General features: G+C 34.3%; 17 protein-coding genes. 10 read left to right on the top strand and 7 right to left on the bottom strand.

Going from position 1 to position 19,137, the window contains the following annotated elements; genetic code table 11:
• The first annotated feature begins 13 nt into the window (after nt 1–13).
• Both PBT89_RS06595 and PBT89_RS06590 read left to right on the top strand, forming a co-directional pair.
• Entirely contained in the window at nt 14–970 is a 957-nt protein-coding gene (locus tag PBT89_RS06595; RefSeq protein ID WP_270063948.1) for a bestrophin family protein, read from the top strand.
• Between the two features lie 73 nt (nt 971–1,043).
• The gene (locus PBT89_RS06590; RefSeq protein ID WP_270063947.1) at nt 1,044–1,520 is read left to right on the top strand and encodes a nucleoside deaminase; all 477 of its coding nucleotides are present in this window, start codon (nt 1,044–1,046) and stop codon (nt 1,518–1,520) included.
• A 44-nt stretch (nt 1,521–1,564) separates the two neighbouring features.
• On the opposite strand, the gene PBT89_RS06585 is transcribed toward PBT89_RS06590, so the two are convergent.
• The 6 genes from PBT89_RS06585 to PBT89_RS06560 form a co-directional block, all read right to left on the bottom strand.
• The gene (locus tag PBT89_RS06585) at nt 1,565–2,380 is read right to left on the bottom strand and encodes a sugar phosphate isomerase/epimerase family protein (protein WP_270063946.1); all 816 of its coding nucleotides are present in this window, start codon (nt 2,378–2,380) and stop codon (nt 1,565–1,567) included.
• 87 nt (nt 2,381–2,467) lie between these two features.
• Nucleotides 2,468–2,908 (bottom strand): MarR family winged helix-turn-helix transcriptional regulator, encoded by a 441-nt coding sequence (locus PBT89_RS06580; protein ID WP_270063945.1) that lies wholly within the window; start codon nt 2,906–2,908, stop codon nt 2,468–2,470.
• Nucleotides 2,909–3,123: 215 nt separating this feature from the next.
• Nucleotides 3,124–3,540, bottom strand: coding sequence for an organic hydroperoxide resistance protein (locus PBT89_RS06575; protein ID WP_270063944.1), 417 nt, complete (start codon nt 3,538–3,540; stop codon nt 3,124–3,126).
• A 198-nt stretch (nt 3,541–3,738) separates the two neighbouring features.
• A complete protein-coding gene (locus PBT89_RS06570) occupies nt 3,739–4,845 on the bottom strand; it encodes an SMP-30/gluconolactonase/LRE family protein (protein WP_270063943.1) in 1,107 nt (368 codons plus the stop codon).
• Complete coding sequence (locus PBT89_RS06565; RefSeq protein WP_270063942.1) at nt 4,845–5,972, bottom strand: aldo/keto reductase; 1,128 nt, start codon at nt 5,970–5,972, stop codon at nt 4,845–4,847. The genes PBT89_RS06570 and PBT89_RS06565 overlap by 1 nt, the downstream gene beginning before the upstream one ends.
• A 94-nt stretch (nt 5,973–6,066) precedes the next feature.
• Nucleotides 6,067–7,578 carry a transglycosylase SLT domain-containing protein gene (locus tag PBT89_RS06560; protein ID WP_270063941.1) on the bottom strand — a complete coding sequence of 504 codons (1,512 nt, stop codon included), beginning with the start codon at nt 7,576–7,578 and terminating at the stop codon, nt 6,067–6,069.
• A gap of 212 nt (nt 7,579–7,790) precedes the next feature.
• Here PBT89_RS06560 and PBT89_RS06555 point away from each other — a divergent pair, with 212 nt between their 5' ends.
• From PBT89_RS06555 to PBT89_RS06520, 8 genes are all read left to right on the top strand, one after another.
• Nucleotides 7,791–9,161 (top strand): ethanolamine ammonia-lyase subunit EutB, encoded by a 1,371-nt coding sequence (locus tag PBT89_RS06555; protein ID WP_270063940.1) that lies wholly within the window; start codon nt 7,791–7,793, stop codon nt 9,159–9,161.
• Nucleotides 9,154–9,915, top strand: coding sequence for an ethanolamine ammonia-lyase subunit EutC (gene eutC / locus PBT89_RS06550; RefSeq protein ID WP_270063939.1), 762 nt, complete (start codon nt 9,154–9,156; stop codon nt 9,913–9,915). The genes PBT89_RS06555 and eutC overlap by 8 nt, the downstream gene beginning before the upstream one ends.
• Before the next feature lie 437 nt (nt 9,916–10,352).
• Nucleotides 10,353–11,054: a hypothetical protein gene (locus tag PBT89_RS06545; RefSeq protein ID WP_270063938.1), complete on the top strand. Its 702-nt coding sequence runs from the start codon at nt 10,353–10,355 to the stop codon at nt 11,052–11,054.
• Between the two features lie 8 nt (nt 11,055–11,062).
• Nucleotides 11,063–12,649, top strand: coding sequence for a hypothetical protein (locus tag PBT89_RS06540; RefSeq protein WP_270063937.1), 1,587 nt, complete (start codon nt 11,063–11,065; stop codon nt 12,647–12,649).
• Between the two features lie 292 nt (nt 12,650–12,941).
• On the top strand, nt 12,942–13,583 hold the full coding sequence (locus PBT89_RS06535) for a hypothetical protein (RefSeq protein ID WP_270063936.1): 642 nt from the start codon (nt 12,942–12,944) through the stop codon (nt 13,581–13,583).
• Between the two features lie 15 nt (nt 13,584–13,598).
• Nucleotides 13,599–15,140, top strand: a complete 1,542-nt coding sequence (locus tag PBT89_RS06530) for a hypothetical protein (RefSeq protein ID WP_270063935.1) — start codon at nt 13,599–13,601, stop codon at nt 15,138–15,140.
• Between the two features lie 321 nt (nt 15,141–15,461).
• Complete coding sequence (locus PBT89_RS06525) at nt 15,462–16,214, top strand: NUDIX hydrolase (RefSeq protein WP_270063934.1); 753 nt, start codon at nt 15,462–15,464, stop codon at nt 16,212–16,214.
• Nucleotides 16,215–16,527: 313 nt separating this feature from the next.
• Entirely contained in the window at nt 16,528–16,926 is a 399-nt protein-coding gene (locus PBT89_RS06520; RefSeq protein WP_270063933.1) for a response regulator, read from the top strand.
• A gap of 288 nt (nt 16,927–17,214) precedes the next feature.
• Here PBT89_RS06520 and rpsA read toward each other — a convergent pair whose 3' ends face one another.
• Nucleotides 17,215–19,044, bottom strand: a complete 1,830-nt coding sequence (gene rpsA / locus PBT89_RS06515) for a 30S ribosomal protein S1 (RefSeq protein ID WP_270063932.1) — start codon at nt 19,042–19,044, stop codon at nt 17,215–17,217.
• Between the last annotated feature and the right edge of the window lie 93 nt (nt 19,045–19,137).

The raw sequence follows: 19,137 nt of genomic DNA, 5'->3' as shown, positions 1-19,137 counted from the left end.
TCAAAAATTTTCTATGATTGTAGCCAGAAATTTAAAATGGAAGCAGGTTTTTTTCTACATGTGGAAACCTATGCTCTATTTTCTTGTTTTATCACTAGCGGTTTACATATTGCACATTAAGTTTGGGATGAAGAGCTTAAGTATTCCTTTTAATGCCGTTGCAACATTAAGCACAGCGCTTGCTATTTATTTGGGATTCAAAAACAATAGCGCATACGATAGATGGTGGGAAGCTCGTAAAATTTGGGGACTATTGGTTAACTATAGCAGAGCCTGGGGTCGAGAAATTCTTAGTCTAAGTTTTACTACAAAGAATGAGGAATCTCAAGAATTTGCAAACTGGCAAAGAAATGTTATTTATCGCCACATTGCTTTTGTACATTCCCTGCGAGTATTTCTTAGAATTAAACATCCTTACAATCAAAATAAAACTGAAATTTACGAAGGATCCAACAGGTATGATGATATAAAAGATTTTGTAAGCGCTGAAGAATTTAAAAGTTTTCTTGATAAAAATAACCCACCTAATTATCTAATACAACTGCAAAGTGAAGACTTAAAATATGCTTATAAAAAAGGATGGATTTCAGATTATAGATTTGTAAGATTAGATGAAACTCTAACCGAATTTAATAATCACCAAGGTATGAGCGAGCGAATTAAAAACACTCCTATGCCTCGCCCCTACAGCTTCTTCTCAAGAGTATTTGTATATCTTCATGGCACATTGGTGCCTTTTGCTTTTATTGAAGATTTAGGATGGATAAATATTCCTTTATCCTTAATTATCAATTTCATCTTCCTTGCATTGGATACTATTGGAGAAAGAACAGAAGATCCTTTTGAAAATAGAATGGACGACACTCCCCTTAGTGCTATTAGTCTAACTATAGAGACCAATCTTAAGGAAATGATTGGGGATAAAAATTTTCCTGAAAAACAACAAGAAATTGAAGGCGTGGTTTTATAAAAAACTATTCCATAAAATGGCAGTTCAAAAACTGTCTTTTTTTATTTAATTTTGAAAAAAGAAAAGAAGAATTATGACTGAAGAAGATAAAAAATTTATGCGACGAGCTATTTCTCTGGCCGAGGAAGGAATGGATACAGGCGCCGGAGGACCTTTTGGAGCCGTAGTTGTAAAAGACGGGGAAATTGTTGCTGAAGGATGGAATATCGTTACTTCTAGTAACGACCCCACTGCTCACGCTGAAATTACTGCGATAAGAAGAGCTTGCGAAAACTTAAATACTTTTCAATTAGAAGATTGCATTTTATACACAAGCTGCGAACCTTGCCCAATGTGCTTGGGTGCGATTTACTGGGCCAGACCAAAAAAAGTCTTTTATGCATTAAACCACAATGATGCTGCAAAAATTGGATTCGACGACCAGTTTATCTACGAAGAATTAGATAAGGATATAGAAAATAGAAAAGTCCCTTTTGAAAATATAATTCGAGAAGAAGCTTTACCTGTTTTTGAAAAATGGGACAGAAAAGAAAACCGAATCGATTATTAAGATTCGGTTTTTCTTTTTATTATTAAAATGTACTATGGGTGATTTTAGTTCTCTTTTAAATTACGCCATACTCTTGCACTCCTTCTTATTTCTTCATCTAATCGCTCTAGTTGTGATGGTGTCTGTGGAGTTGTATTAGGAACCAATTCAGGTAAAACGACTTCAATCATTATTGTGCCTTCAAAATTTAATTCCTCTAAAACAGCATGATGATTTACAAAATCTACCTGCCCTCTGCCTATTCCAGATCGATTAGAATCTGAAATCTGATAACTAAACATAAAATCAGAAGCTTCTTTTATCGCCTGTATTGGATCGCTTTCTTCGATATGCATATGAAAACTATCCAATATTAAACGAAAATTATTGTGGCCAACAGCATTTATTAAATCTAAACCTTTTGAAACTGTGTGGATCATCGTCGATTCGTATCTATTAACACACTCATAAGCTAATTTCACTTTTTTGAGCTGTGCATAGGCATCTAAAGTTTTGCAGCACTCCACTAACATCGACCAACTTTCTTCAGCATTAGGACAATTAATAGTCCACTGCGCTAAACCTTGTAACGTAACTACCGGCACATCTGTCTCAACTGCAAAATCTATCATCTTTTTATAAAACTCGATTGCCGATGATTTATTCGCCTCCTCTAAAATCGGTGGAGCACAGTTATAAGGATCTATGGCAAAAATTTCAATTTCAAAATGATCTGCCGCGGCTCTTATTTCTTTAGCATCGTAATTACGCCAATCCCCAGAAAACTGTATCCCGTCAAGATTTAATAATTTTACTTTTTCCATTAATTTATGAGGATCTTCAATCCCCAAAATCCAAGAGCAAACTCCAATTTTATTCATCTAAATTCGTTTTACTTCCTAAAGATAAATCCAATTCTTAAAATCCTTGTTAGTTTCTAGTTAATTCTGAAAATGTTTTTAAATGAACTACTTTTCACTCATCTTCCCAATCATTTTATATAACAATCGGTATAATTCTTTGGCTTCATCTAAGGATAATGGAAGTTGTTCGGCTAACATTTCTGGTACATCGCAAGCCTGGTCTTTTAAAGCCTTTCCTTTTTCGGTTAGGGTTATTACAATATTACGCTCATCGGCTTCAGAACGTTTTCTTTCTAAAAATCCGCGTTGCTGAAGTCGTTTTAAAAGCGGCGTTAAAGTGTTAGATTGTAACTGAAGTTTCTCTGCAACTGTACTTAAATTTACCTCATCTTTTTCCCACAGCACCATTAACACCAAATATTGCGGGTAGGTAAGATCTAACTCTTTCAACATTGGCTGATATCGCTGAATCACTAAGCGCGAAGCCGTATACAACGGAAAACAAAGTTGATTTTCCAGTTTTAAATTTTCATATTTCTCACTCATTTTTCAGCAATTTTTGAGGTTTACAGCCCTATTTTTCAATTGGAAAATTAATAAAAAAAATCCCTTTCCGCAGTAAAGCAAAAAGGGATTTTTAAATATTAGTTTTAGTTCCTGTTCACTTTTAAGTCGAAGAAAATTAGGTAACTTGTTTAGTCTGACCAGTAACTTTTCACGATGAGACCCGGAATCAAGTTCAGGGTGACGAACTATTGAATTTAAATCACTTCTAATTCTACTTCAATATTTCCGCGAGTGGCGTTAGAATACGGACAAACTTGGTGTGCTTGTTCTACCAATTCTTGCGCTTTTTCGTTCTCAACTCCGGGAATTTCTACCGCAAGTTTTACGGCTAATTGAAATCCTCCTTCATCATTTGGGCCAATTCCTACGGTAGCTTTTACTACTGTTGGATTTTCGGGTTTTACTTTGGCTTTGCTCATCACTAAATTTAAAGCGCTATCAAAACAAGCTGCGTAACCTGCTGCAAATAATTGCTCGGGATTGGTAGCTCCTCCATTTCCGCCTAATTCTTTCGGCATTAGCACGTCAAAATCTACAAATCCGTCTTCACTTTTTACGTGTCCGTTTCTTCCTCCGGTTGCTTCTACTGTGGTTTGATATTGTGTTTTCATAACTATTTATTTTTTAATTCATTTACGATTAAATCGCGAACGATACAAATATATCAAAAGAAGGTTAGTCTTTGTGTTAAGCTTCTCTCAAAGTTTACAATAAATTTTCTAAAAGCGATCTTACGAGGCGTTCAATAGAAACATTTTTATTTCCTAGCAAGGCTTTAAACATTTAATCTTGATGATCGAGTAAATTTTCTATGGAAGTTTTACTCGGAATATCTGATACGGAAATTCAACTTTAGACTCGCCATCATTCCAAACCGATTGGCGTTGCAATTGCGAACACGAAAAATACAAAAATCCATCACTGCCTATGCCTAAAGAATCGGGCCAAAGCAATCTAGAATCCTGAACCAACGTATGTACTTTGCCATCTTTCGGACTGAAATATTTTACTGAATAGTCTACAGAATTGGTTAAATAAACGTTCCCTTTTTGGTCGGCTATCAGTCCGTGAGTAATACCAACTTCGCCCATATCTTCTACTTTTGCTTCCAGCTCACGTTCAGAAAGCGAAGCATCGGTTAAAAATTTGGTTTCAATTCTATACAAATTCAATTTATTAATGGGTTTAAAGTAGAAATACTTGTTGTCTGAAGTCAGCGCAATTCCATTTACATTCGAGCTAAACGGCTTTCCATCTTTGTTACGCATTTCTTTTCCGTGATATGTCAAAACTACCTCCGGATTCGCTTTAGTAGCTTCGATATCTTGTAAAACCGTGCGTGTATTTCCGGTTTTTAAATCTAGAATTACCACTGCTGCTTGTCCGGGATCTGAAAGATACCCAAGCTGTTTATCGGTATCAATTCGAATATCATTCAAGCCGGAAACTGTTTTGTCTAAATCTTCAAAATAATAGACATGTTCAACCTCATCAGTTTTCAAATTGATTTTCAGCAATTTAAACTTTCCTGCTTCCGCTTTTCCGTCATCACCAAAAATAGATCCGCCAGATGATGGTTTTGAATCGAGTACCCAAAGCATATCATTTGCATCTACATACAAATCTTGCACTTTTACAAAGCGTTTTTTCTCGTTACCAGCATGTGTATTCCACGCTTTGTTAGGATATGGAACAGTTTTATCCTCAATAATTTCTGTTAAACCATATTTATAAGGCTTACCTTCTCTATAAGGAAACGAAACAAAAACGCGATTATCAGCGGAAACGCTTAGACCAATGGCCATATATTCGCCTAAATTGGCTACGGTTTCTAGATTATCACTATGATATTCTTGTGCTACAACAGGTTGAAAAAAAAGTGCTAAGACTATACAATATAAATTGGTTTTCATCATTATTTGGGTTCTGGTGCATTTTGAGCTATTAAACCTTTTGTTTTTAATTCTTTCCAAAAATCAGATGGTATGTTCACCGACATCGATTTTGCATTCGCCGACGACTGCGCCGCAGAACTTGCTCCGGGAATAACACTTGAAACAACAGCAGGCGCGGCACAAAACTGAAGTGCTGCCGTAGCTAAATCTACCTTATATTTATCGGCTACTTTTTGTAATTCAGCTCTTTTTTCTAGGTATTTTTCAGGAATATCTTTGCTATAATCAAACCGATCTTTCCCTGCTAAAAATCCGGAATTAAAGGGTGCTCCAACCACAATACTAATTCCTTCTCGCTCGCATACCGGAAAAACATTATTTAAATCATCTTCGTGATAGATCAACGAATATTGTTTGGCCGACAAGAAAATATCAGGATCGGCCACTTTAATGGTTTCTAAAATGGGTTCGGTAGTATTTACGCCCAATCCCCAAGCTTTAATTAAACCTTCTTCTCGCATTTTGGTGAGCTCGGGCATCGCGCCATTTTTGGCTTGTTCAAAATATTTTTCATAATCACTTCTAGAGAAATCAGGATTATCGGGTGATAAATCGTGAATAAAAACAATATCCAAATAAGCCAAACCTAAACGATGTAAACTATCTTCAACCGATTTTCTGGTGGCCGCTGCGGAATAATCGTATGTGTAATTCATATTTAACTTTCCTTTCCATAAACCATCGGGCATACTAAAGTTAGCATCGGGTATTAATAATCTTCCCACTTTGGTAGATAGCACAAAATCTTCACGGTTTTTATTGAAAAGATAACTTCCCATTCTACGTTCACTTATGCCTAACCCATACCAAGGTGAGGTATCGAAATAACGAACTCCATTTTCCCAAGCAGCATCCATTGCGCCACGAATTTCTTCATCTGAATTTACGTGAAACCCATTTCCGGCAGCAACGCCACCCATCCCAAATTTCCATTCGGGTTTAAATTTTTCTCGTAAATGGTTATTTTTGATTTTTGCTGAAGGAATGGCATCACTAGCTGTGCTTGCTGCACTTAATATGGAAGGTGCCGCCAGTATTCCGGCAGAACCTAAAATTGACTTTTGTATAAAATTTCTTCGGTTAGCCATAGTTTTATTTTTGATTCAATTAGAAACAATTTGTTTTTATCCCTAAATTATTAAGTAAGGGCTGAACAGAAAGATTTTTGAAGTTAAACTCTAGTTAATTTGAAGCCACTTTGGTGTTGGTTTCCGGAGTTTCAAAAGGGATTAATTTCTTATAATGTTCGTAACGCAAAAAAATTTCTTTTACATATAAAAAAGGTTCTCGACCTCTTACAAAACCGTATTTTACTTCCGGCCGACTAAAAAATTCGCGTGAGCTTAACTTCAGCATATAATCTTCTACATTATCGTCCCATTGGTATGGATCTTCATCAAAAGCTTTGGCCAATCGTTGAGCATCACGAACGTGACCTAAACCACAGTTATAAGCGGCAAGGGTAAATTTTATTTTTTGAATACTATCTGTTACGTTTGTAAACTTCTCCATTAACTGTTCTAAATATTTGGTACCGCCTCTAATATTTTGAGCAGGATTTGTAATATCAGAAATTCCTAAATCTTTCGCTGTGGCCGGCATAATTTGCATTAAACCTCCTGCCCCAGCCCAAGAATTTTCATTGGGTTTAAAACGAGATTCCTGAAAAATCTGAGAACTCAGCAATCGCCAGTCCCAACCTAATCGTTCTACATTGGTTTTTACAATTTCGTCGTACTGACTAATTTTTCCTTCATTTTTACTGTAAAACTGACTTTTAATTCGGCGTCTGTACGATTTCTTGTTTTTGAAATATTTATTGTAAACCACATAGTAAAAGTCTTTTTTCTTGATATTTTTTAACCACGCATTAATTTCAGCTAATAGTTCAGGGGAATTTTTTCGAACTGCCCAAGCAATGCGTTGCGAAAAACTGATCTCGGTATCAATATCCAGAATCGGATTGTAGGTTTGATTGATTGCCGCAATATTATAGTCGGCAATGGTATAATCAATCTCTTCATTCACCACCATTTTAATAATATCTTCGGTAGTTTTATTGCCCGGCACTAACTGAATATCGATCTGCCCGCCAATCTCGTCTTCTAAATTCTCCAATCGTTCAAAATAAGACGAATTTTTGCGTACGTGCACTGTTTTCCCAATCATCTCGATAGGATCATTGATCGTTTGCTTTTTTATTTTGTACATCGGTAATCTTCGCCAATCTTCCGGACGGCGCTGCACCAAAACCTGATGGGTGAGGTAATGATAATCGGTAAAATTCACCAGCTTTTTTCGGTCTTCAGTCACCGAAAGCCCAAAGGCTATTAAATCGCCTTCGCCGGCATTCAGCATATCAAATAAATGATCGATATCTTCGGCAACTTTTATATCTAATTCCAGTTTTAAGTGTTCAGCTAGTTTCTTCACCAATTCATATTCAAACCCCATCGGTTTTCCGCGGTATAAAAAGTAACTGGTAGAATTATAAATGGTAATAACGGTGAGTTTCCCGTCCTCTTTTATTTCTGAAAAAGATTTGGAATATTTATTAATTGCAAGTTCGGGAGAATCTTCAGCGTTAGTATTTCTACTCTCAGAACAATTTAAAAGAGTCCCTAATAAGAATATACAAATGCTAAACTTGAAAATATTACTATGTGTAAAAAAATGGCGTAAAGGTCTAATCATTAAATAGCTGATTTTCTTAAATATAGCTATTTATCTCCAGATATAAAATTTATTCATTTTTTATCAATTATTCATTCATAATAAAAACAAATAATCATAATTATTTGGATATAATTTATAATTATCAATTATAAACTATCGAATATTAAATTAGTATTCTTTAAACATTCAATACCACGACAATTTGGTAACTTTCTATAAAAGTGGATTTTATGAGTTACAAATTCAGTGCAAAAAATATTACTTATAATTTTAGAGATCTTAAAGAATTGCTAGCCAAAGCTAGTCCATATCGTTCTGGTGATGTTCTTGCCGGTCTTGCTGCCAAGGACAATAAAGAACGCGTGGCAGCGCAGTATGCTTTAAGCGAAGTTCCACTAAAAGACTTTTTAGAAAATCCAATTATTCCTTATGCTGAAGATGAAGTTACTCGCTTAATTATAGATAGCCATAATGCCGAGGCTTTTTACCCAATATCGCAATTTAGTGTGGGAGAATTTAGAGATTGGCTGTTGAGTTATGAAGCTACTCCGGAAATACTAAAAAAAAATTCTCCCGGCCTTACTCCAGAAATGGTTGCAGCAGTTTCAAAATTAATGCGGAATCAAGATCTCATAAAAGTTGCACAAAAATGTGAAGTCGTTACAAAGTTCAGAAATACGATTGGGCTAAAAGATCGATTTTCAGTTAGATTACAGCCCAACAATCCGGTAGATGATCCTAAAGCAATTGCCGCTAGCACGATAGACGGACTACTATATGGCTGCGGCGATGCCGTGATAGGAATTAATCCTGCAACCGATAGCCCAACCGCTGTTTCAGAATTATTGAAATTATTAGATAATTTTAGGCAGCAATACGAGATCCCTACTCAAACTTGCATTCTTAGTCATATTAGTACGACAATGGAGATTATTCAAAAAGCACCTGTAGATCTAATTTTTCAATCTATTGGAGGCACTCAAAAAGCAAACGAATCTTTTGGAATTAACTTGGCAATACTTCAGGAAGCTTACGAAGCCGGACTAAGTTTAGATCGGGGAACCATTGGAAACCAAATGATGTATTTTGAAACCGGACAAGGATCGGAACTTTCGGCTAACGCACATCATGATATCGACCAGCAAACCTGTGAAGTAAGGTGCTATGCCGTAGCTAGAAAGTACAATCCATTTTTAGTAAATACCGTAGTTGGTTTTATAGGACCTGAGTATTTGTATGATGGCAAGCAAATTACTCGCGCCGCGTTAGAAGACCATTTCTGTGGAAAATTAATGGGATTACCCATGGGATGTGATGTTTGTTATACGAATCATGCTGAAGCCGATCAAGACGACATGGATTCTTTATTAACGCTTTTAGGAGTTGCCGGATGTAATTACATTATGGGTGTTCCGGGAGCAGATGATATTATGCTGAACTACCAAAGCACTTCTTTCCATGATGCCATGTATTTACGAAAAGTTTTAAATAAGCGCCCCGCACCCGAATTTGAAGAATGGCTCTTAAAAATGGGGATTATTGATGAAAAAGGAAATCGTCAGCCTTTACCAGAATCTCATAAATTGATCAGCAATGGATAAATCAAAATTATATAAAAATAACATACAAAAAGATCCCTATACGCAACTTCGAGAACTTTCAAGAGCTCGTATAGCTTTAGGAAACACAGGGGGAAGTCAATCTTTGCAACATGTACTACAATTTCAATTAGACCACGCTAAAGCAAGAGATGCTATTTATTCTGAATTTGACATTCAAAAACTTGAAGTAGAGGTTGAGAAATTCGATCTACCAATTTTCAAGTTTAAGACTCAGGCAAAAAATCGTGAAGAATATTTAAAACGTCCTGATTTGGGAAAATTATTGGCAAATACTACAGTTGAAAACGCCAAAGAATATGATATTATTTTAAACCTTGTGGATGGCTTATCTCCCGAGGCTATTAAACATAGTATTCCTATTATAGCGCAATTATTACCCGATTTAAAAGCAACCTATTCTTTAGCAATAAGTATTATTGAAAATGGTCGGGTAGCCATTGGAGATGAAATTGCAGAAAAATTGAATGGAAAATTTACCGCTACATTTATTGGTGAGCGACCAGGGTTATCAAGCCCGGAAAGCTTAGGAATTTACACTACTTACAATCCAAAAAGCGGCACTACCGACGAGAAAAGAAATTGTATTTCTAATATCCATAACGATGGCATGAAAACCACGGCGGCGGTAGACTTACTCAAATTTTTAATTGAGGAATCCTTTGCTAAAAAGATCAGTGGCGTTTCTTTAAAATCTGATATTAAAGAGCATAGAAAGGTAGATGAGACAAAATGATGGCAAATCCACCATAATTCTCATTAAAGATTGACACTTCAAGTTTCACCAAAAAATTAAGAGTTATTTATGGTTTGGAGATCAACTCCAAACTGAGTTACATTAAAAGTTTATTTGAAATACGGATTTAAAAATAAACACCTGATTATACAATCTTAATTAATTAGAATAAGAGTAAAGACTCATTTCTTTTGAGTTGAATGGAAATATCTTTAATTCAAAGAATTATATTTTATTAAGGCCCTTGTATAAATTATTTAATAGTATTTTTCTTACAAAGAAACTTCAAAAATAACATTTTTCGCATTTTTTTTACTACAAATAGAGAATATCATCGATTAAAAACCCACTAAACCCGATAAATTGCTAGTTTAGCAATTGTTAATTTTTTCACAATTTAAAACTATTCCCCAAAACAGTATTTAAGTAGTAAGATGATGATGAAAAACCTTTTGCCCCAATTCTCCCTAAAAACTTTCTTAATCCAATGTTTTCTATTGCTTTCTATAGCCATGTTTGCGCAAGAAAATGAATCTTCCAGATATGCTAATAAATATGCTATTGCCGTAAATGGCTCCACTCTAGGTGGTGGACTTGAAATAGCAAAGAATATCTCACCACATTTTAATCTCAGATTGAGAGGTAATACTTTAAGCATTAAAGATTTTGTACAAGAAATTGAAATAGATGATGCTAACCTTAATGTTACTGCAGATTCAAGATTTCTAGAGTTCGACTTAAGTTTAGAGTATCTCCCTTTTAAACAAAGTAGCTTCAAAATTGTTGGAGGTGCTGCATATTTTAGTGATGGTGAGACTAAGGCATTAGCAACATACGATGGCTCATTCGAGTATGGTGAAATTCTAATAGGACCTGAAGATATTGGTGATTTGAGACTTTCCTTAGACTACAACGGGATTGCACCATATCTTGGTATAGGAATGGGTAGAGCCGTCCCGAAAAATAAATTCGGAATCGCTTTCGAAGCAGGCAGCTTTTATTTACCCGAGCCTCAGGTTGGTATTAATGCTACAGGAATGCTCGCTCCTACTGCAAACCAGGCTGATTCCCTTCAAGAAGATATTAAAGATTATAGATGGTATCCATTCCTAAACTTAAGACTCGCTGTTAAAATTTAAAAAAAGTCATGAAAAAATATACATTAATAATAATCTTAATTGCCTTAATTTTTATTCCATCTTCTTGCGAAAAAATGCCTGATGAAGTTGTTGATAATTTTAAACTCGGCGTTAATTCGGATTTTCTTGAATATACCTTGGTTGTTCAATTTGTAGATGCAGGTAATCCCATTACAGCTCCTGAAAATATAGAATTGAAAGTGTTAAATAACGAAAACAATGGTTTATTGGATTCTGAAGGTAAAGAAGGATTTACGGTGGACAACGGTATAGCATCCTTTATTTTGAATCCTACAAGTAAACCCAATAGCCCTGATGATATTAAAACGTATAATATTTACGCCACTGCATCTGGATTTCTTCCTGTCAATTTCACTGTAAATTTTACAGAAGATCAAAAAAATCAAAACTTAACAATCAATATGGTTAATACTGCATCCCCGCCAGAGGGTGTTGCTAATAATACGAAGAATATTCCTTTAAGTGGTGGAAATCTTAATAATACCACAAGCGTTTCAGTAGCTTCTGCGGGGAATAAGATTACAGGAGCAGATCTTAAAATCGATTCTGGAACAGAATTTTATGATTTAGATGGTAATCGAATCTCAGGAGGAACACTCAATGTTAGTTTAACACATTTTGATGCGAATGGCGATGCTTCTTTAAATTCATTTCCTGGAGGTTTCACGCCTGAAAGTGTAATTGGTGAAACCGGAGAAGAAGAAAATATTTTCTTTGTTACTGCTGGTTTCGCATCCATCGATATGAATATAGCTGGTACTAACGTTAGAAAATTCAGCAAACCTATAGAAGTGACAATGGAAATAAATCCTGAAGGATACAACTTAGAAACGGATTCAAAAATAAAAGTAGGTGACAAAATTCCTGTTTGGAGTTATGAAGTAGAGTCTGGCCAATGGGTTTTCGAAAAAGAAGGAATCGTTGTAATGGATAGTGAAAAACTTAAAGTTAGTTTTGAAACCGATCACTTAACATGGTATAATCTAGATTTTTACGGCAGAAGATGTTATAAATCGAAATCAATTGTAATAAAGGCTCCCGGAACAGATACTTATGATTATTTTTATACAGAATTAGTCTATGCATACAACGACCAGCCAGTTAGTTATTATGCAAGTAAAAATATGCGACTATATAATAATGCAGAAATAAATTTCTATCGCTGCCCTCTAGCCAATTGTAAGTTTAAAATATATTCTGGATCATCATGGTATAACAAAGGAGAACTAATTGCTGAAACTGCACCGTTCTTTCCTTGCGACGAAAATACAACGATAACATTACCTGCTTCCGCTTTCCCTGAAGTAATTTCTGCAAATGTAACTTTCAGTTGTCCAGATTCTAATTTTGAATTCAAACCTTCATATTACTTTTATTATAAAGAAAAAGGATCATATTGGTGGAGATATGGATATATGAGCAACGGGAAATTTCAATCCTATTTTATGACTCCAGGCAAAACTTATGACTTTAGGACATATTTCGGAGGGCTAGTCGAAACAGAATTCACCGTATCCTCTGGTGTAAATTATATTACTATTAATAGCGATGAAATTTGTGAATTTGCACTATAGGCAAATTAATAAATTCACTAAAAGTCTTCTATAATTATTAGGAGACTTTTTTTATTTAACAATACTTTTCTTACAAAAATCATATTTAAATAACAATAAAAGAATTTTTATTGCCACAAAAAGAGAATATTATCGATAAAAAGCTATTTTCTTAGATAATAAACTATCTTTGCTTCGTAAGTTTAACATAAGTTTAAATTACGACCCCTAATAGTAATTAAGTAGATAAATGATGATGAAAAACTTTTTACCCCGTTTACACCTCAATTTCCTTTTAATTTTATGTTTTCTTTTGATTTCTTGTGTAGTAATAAGCCAAGAAAATGAAACTTCAAACTATAGTAAGAAATATGCTATTGCCGTAAATGGCTCCACTCTAGGTGGAGGAATTGAAATAGCAAAGAATATCTCACCACATTTTAATCTCAGATTGAGAGGTAATACTTTAAGCATTAAAGATTTTGTACAAGAAATTGAAATAGATGATGCTAACCTTAACGTTACTGCAGATTCTAGATTCCTAGAGTTTGATTTAAGTTTAGAGTATCTCCCTTTTAAACAAAGTAGCTTCAAAATTGTTGGAGGTGCTGCATATTTTAATGATGGTGAGACTAAGGCATTAGCAACATACGATGGCTCATTCGAGTATGGTGAAATTATAATAGGACCTGAAGATATTGGTGATTTGAGACTTTCCATAGACTACAACGGGATTGCACCATATCTTGGTATAGGAATGGGTAGAGCCGTCCCGAAAAATAAATTCGGAATCGCTTTCGAAGCAGGCAGCTTTTATTTACCCGAGCCTCAGGTTGGTATTACTGCAACGGGTATGCTTGCTCCCACTGCAAACCAAGCTGAATCTCTTCAAGAAGATATTAAAGATTATAGATGGTATCCATTCCTCAATTTAAGATTATCAATTAGAATTTAATTAAATCCCTTACACATGAAAAGAGTATTATTATTAATGATGATGATGGCTGTAATAATTATTCATACAGCTTGTGAGAATACCCCCAATGAAGTTGCTGACAATTTTAAACTTGGACTCGATGTAAATTTTTTAGAATATACTGCGCAAGTAGAAATCCAAGATTTGGAGGACGGTAGCTATCCTGAAAATATTAAATTAACTCCTGTGACCGATTATGGCACAGCAATTCTTAATTCTGCCGGGGAGCGAAACTTTAAGGTTTCTGAAGGAAGTATAACTCTTATACTTAATCCTATGGATAGACCTCAATCGGCTAATGAAGTTAAAAGTTTTGATTTTATAGCATCGGCTCCAGGTTATCAATCTTCAAAAGTAAAAGTAAGTTTTACTGAAAACAATAAGACTGTTCAAATTCCGGTTTCTTTAATTAATAAGACTAAAGAATCCAATGGAGTAAGCTCTGTATCTGAGGATGCTGATCTTTCTGAAAGCGAACTTAAGGAAAGTAAAACTTTGAATTTTGGAAATCAAACTACTAAACAAACCAATGGATCTGTTGAAGTTAAGGCAGGAACAAAGTTTTTAAATAAGAGTGGCGAAGTATTATCTGGCAATTCTATTAACATGGAAGTTATCGACGTAGATGCTAATACAACAAATTTAGCTAAAGTTTTTCCTGGCGGTTTTGCAGATCAATCTGTTTCTAAAAATGGTAACACTGAGAGAACATCTTTTTTACCGATGAGCTATACTTCTATAAATATGTATGTTGGAACTGAAGAAGTAAAAGATTTTACTGAATCTATTGAAGTAAAAATGGAAATAGATCAAAACTTGTACAACCCTAAAACAGCAACGAAAATCAAAGCTGGTGATCAATTGGCCCTATATAGTTATGAACTGGAAAACGGTATGTGGGTTTATGAAAAAGAAGTTACCATATCATCAGTAGGAAATCAATTATATGCCAACTTTGAAACTAATCACTTAACAGATTATTCAATCGTTGCAGAGTTACCTGTTTGTTCTGATATTTTTGAAATTAATAATCCAACCGAATCAAATATTCAGGCAAAAATAGAATTAGAAATAACTGGTGATACCGAAACTAGAATTTATAAAATTATTGAGCAAAATCTTGTTCCTGGTGTAAATCAAATTCCTTATAACGGTATAGGAGACAACATTTCTTTAAAGCTTTACACATCTGGCGATGTAATTACTGTGGATAATATATCATGCGGGGAATCTCCTGTTATCGAAATGCCTACACCTGATAGCGAATTACTTACAATTACTATCAATATTCCATGTGAAAATGTGGATCTGAATATAGCAAGCTATCCAATCAAATATAGAAAATTGGGAGACACTCAATGGATTAATGGTATTATCAAAGACCTGACTTTAGAGTCTTATGAGATGGAAGCGGGAAACACCTACCAATTTCAAATTGAATTTGATGGCCAAATTTATACCTACGATGAATTTATTAGCTCTGCAAACTATCAATTTAATGTCGATAGTGAACTTTGCTCTGAAATTGATTTTTAAATAAAATAACTATTCATAAAAAAGGAATGCTCGTAGCATTCCTTTTTTACTTTAAAAACAGCCTAGTTTTAAAATAAAAATTGGCTAAAATCCAATATTCTTTTCTACCGAAATATTTCATTATATTTCAGTAACCAAAAATTACTTTATTCAAATTCAACAATTAAAGACTTCTAGATTAGCCATCATGAAATATTTATGATTTAACTGGAGTTCTATATAAAATAAAATACAATCTATTTATAATAATGCAGTGAAGTCTTAATAATAGTTTGAATACTTAAAATCTTAATGTAGTTTTGAAAAAATAAACAAAAGGAGATGAGATCGGAATTATTAGATATCCTAAACAAGGATTCAGAAACAAATATTGAAAAAAGTTTACCAAGTATTTCCATCGATTGCGTAGTTTTTGGATTCGATACCGCTTCGCTAAAAGTGCTACTATTAAAGATTAAAGAAAAAGACGGTTGGCTACTCCCGGGTGGTTATTTATATAAAAATGAAGATCTAGAAGACGGTGCCTATAGAATATTGGAATCAAGAACCGGCGTTAGTGAAATTTATCTCAACCAATTTAAAACATTTGGTAAGTTAAACCGTAGTAAAGAATTCTTTTCTGAATATGATGACAAACTATGGCATAAGCAAAGATTTCTTTCCGTGGGCTATTATGCGCTAACCAATTTTGCCAAGGTAGAACCTCGAGTAGATTACCTGTCTGAAGCTTGTGAATGGAAGAACATTAGCGAACTTCCTGAATTATTGATGGATCACCAAGAAATTTTCGATGCAGCACTTTTGGAGCTTAGAAAAGGTTTAAACTATCGTCCTGTTGGTCTTAACCTTTTACCAGAGAAGTTTACAATGCCAGAGCTACAAAGATTGTACGAAATCATTTTAGAAAAGCCGCTAAACAGAGGGAATTTTTATCGTAAAATGACCAAATATGGTATTTTAAATAAATTAAAAGAAACCAGAAAAGGTGGAGCTCATAAAGCACCTAACCTTTATACATTTAATACTGAAACTTATAATGAGGCGCTCGAAAATGGCTTTAAAGAGGCATGGTAGAAGCAGCATTATATATTTATAAACAAGTTTTTTGAGAAATATCAGTTTTAAATAAAATATTCATTAAAATTTACAAATTGAGAATATAAAAATTCTACCAAATATAGAGTAGCATTGTTGCTAAACAGTATGCTCTATTTTCATGAACGAGTGTACTTTGTCTGATCGATTAGAAATAAATAAATAATAATTCATTAAATTAGATTGAATTTCCAATAATTAATTAAATACCCAAATTAATTATTCTAGATTCTGCCTTCTTTACTTATAGATTGGATAAAAAAAATGAATTAAAGAATAAACTACTTACAGCATGAAAAAAATTGATCTTGCCTGCATCATCGATGACGATCCCATATTTGTATTTAGTGCGAAAAAAATAATGGAACTGGCCGATTTTTGCAATGGTTTTTTGGTTTTTGGAAATGGTGAGGAGGCCTTAAACCATCTTAGGGCTCTTATATCGTCTGATAAAGAACTACCAGACGTTATTCTTTTAGATTTAAATATGCCTGTAATGGATGGATGGGAATTTCTTGAAAATTTTATACAAATAAAGAGTGAAAAAGCTATCACGATCTATATCGTTAGTTCTTCGGTAGATCCAAGCGATATCAATAAAGCAAAGTCTTACGATCACGTTAATAACTATATTGTTAAACCCGTTACCATCGACAGTCTAAAAAAAGTTTTAAAAAATCATAAAGCTTAAGTTTTATTACATTTTAATCTTTTTGCAAGCGGAAGAGTAATTGAACTTTAAAATTTAAATCCCTCAGAAATTCAATTAAAAAGTCAAATCCAAAAGCTTTTAGCCATAACTATCTAGTCTATTTCAATTGTGTAATAATTTACTCCTTCTCAAGCCGATGGAGCAATGTCATTGGATCTAAAAGTTTAATTTAACACTACCAATCAAGAGTAAAGAAAAAAATCTATCGTTATAAAATAAAAAAACCTCCTTTAAAAAGGAGGTTTTAATTTTTATAAAATCAGGAAATTACTTTCCTTCCATTTTATCTTTAAGAGCTTGAAGATCTGCGTTTACATCACCAATAGTGGTTTTGTCGTTGTTTTGAGCAGCAGCTTTCTTAGCCGCTTGCTTAACAATCTTTTGCTCTTCTTCTCTGTGAATCGCAGCATGAGATGCTACAACACGTTTAAACTCTTTGTTGAATTCAATGATTTGGAATTCTGCAGTTTCACCTTTCTTAAGTTTACTTCCGTCTTCTTTTTCTAGGTGTCTTTGTGGAACAAATGCAGTGATATCTTCATTAAATTCAATAGTAGCTCCTTTGTCTACGATTTCAGAAATTGCAGCAGTATGTGTAGTACCTACAGCAAATTCAGTTTCGTATTTATCCCAAGGGTTGCTCTCGATTTGTTTGTGACCTAAACTTAGTTTACGTCCTTCAACATCTAATTCTAATACAACAACATCTAATTTGTCTCCAACATTACAGAATTCTGATGGATGCTTAATCTTCTTAGTCCAAGAAAGATCAGAGATATAGATAAGTCCGTCTATTCCTTCTTCTAACTCTACGAATACACCAAAGTTAGTAAAGTTACGAACTACACCTGTATGCTTAGATCCAACAGGATATTTAGAAGTGATATCAGTCCATGGGTCTGGAGTTAATTGTTTAATTCCAAGAGACATTTTGCGATCATCACGATCTAAAGTAAGAATTTGTGCTTCAACCTCGTCACCAACATTTACGAAATCCTGAGCTGAACGCAAATGCGTACTCCAAGACATTTCAGAAACGTGGATCAATCCTTCTACACCTTCAGCAACTTCGATAAATGCACCGTAATCTGCGATTACAACAACTTTACCTTTAACTTTATCACCAACTTTAAGATTCTCATCTAGAGCTTCCCATGGGTGCTTGTGTAATTGCTTAAGACCTAACTGGATTCTAGTCTTAGCCTCATCAAAGTCTAAGATTACAACGTTAAGTTTTTGATCTAGCTCAACGATCTCGTTTGGATGGTTGATTCTAGACCAGCTAAGATCTGTAATGTGAACAAGTCCGTCAACTCCTCCAAGATCAACAAATACACCGTAAGAAGTAATATTCTTAACAGTACCTTCTAATACCTGACCTTTTTCTAATTGACCGATAATCTCTTTCTTCTGCTCTTCGATATCAGCTTCGATAAGTGCTTTATGAGATACCACAACGTTTTTGAATTCGTGGTTGATTTTCACAACTTTAAATTCCATTGTTTTACCTACATAAGCATCGTAATCTCTAATTGGCTTCACATCGATTTGAGAACCTGGTAAGAAAGCTTCAATACCAAATACATCTACGATCATACCACCTTTAGTACGACACTTAACAAAACCGTTAACGATTAGACTTTCATCATGTGCTTTATTCACACGATCCCAAGCCATAATCACACGAGCTTTACGGTGAGAAAGTACTAATTGTCCTGTAGCATCTTCTCTAACGTCGATTAAAACTTCTACCTCATCACCAACTTTAAGGTCTGGGTTGTAACGAAACTCGTTAAGAGAAATTACACCTTCACTTTTAGCATTAATGTCGATAATTGCATCACGATCTGTAATATTAATTACTTTTCCTTTTACAACCTCATCATCAAGAGTGTCTACGAAGTTTTCTTCAACTAATTTTTCGAATTCTTCCAACTTAGAATCATCGATAGGATCGATTCCTTCTTCGTAATTGTGCCAGTTGAATTCTTTAAGGAATTTTTCTGGATTAGCTTGTTGCTCAGTCACCTCTGGTTGAGATGCTGTAGTCATTCCTGCTACATCCTGAACGTCCTGATCTTTAATTTCTTCAGCCATAATAATTTGCTGATTTAAATTTGTATTCTGCGTCTTTCGGAAAATTTTAAGCAAAATAAAACACAGAAGATGTTTACATTTTGATTTTCAAGC

The sequence above is a fragment of the Zunongwangia sp. HRR-M8 genome, assembly GCF_027594405.1.
Classification (GTDB): Bacteria; Bacteroidota; Bacteroidia; order Flavobacteriales; family Flavobacteriaceae; genus Zunongwangia.
This window is presented reverse-complemented; position numbering and strand designations above follow the sequence as displayed.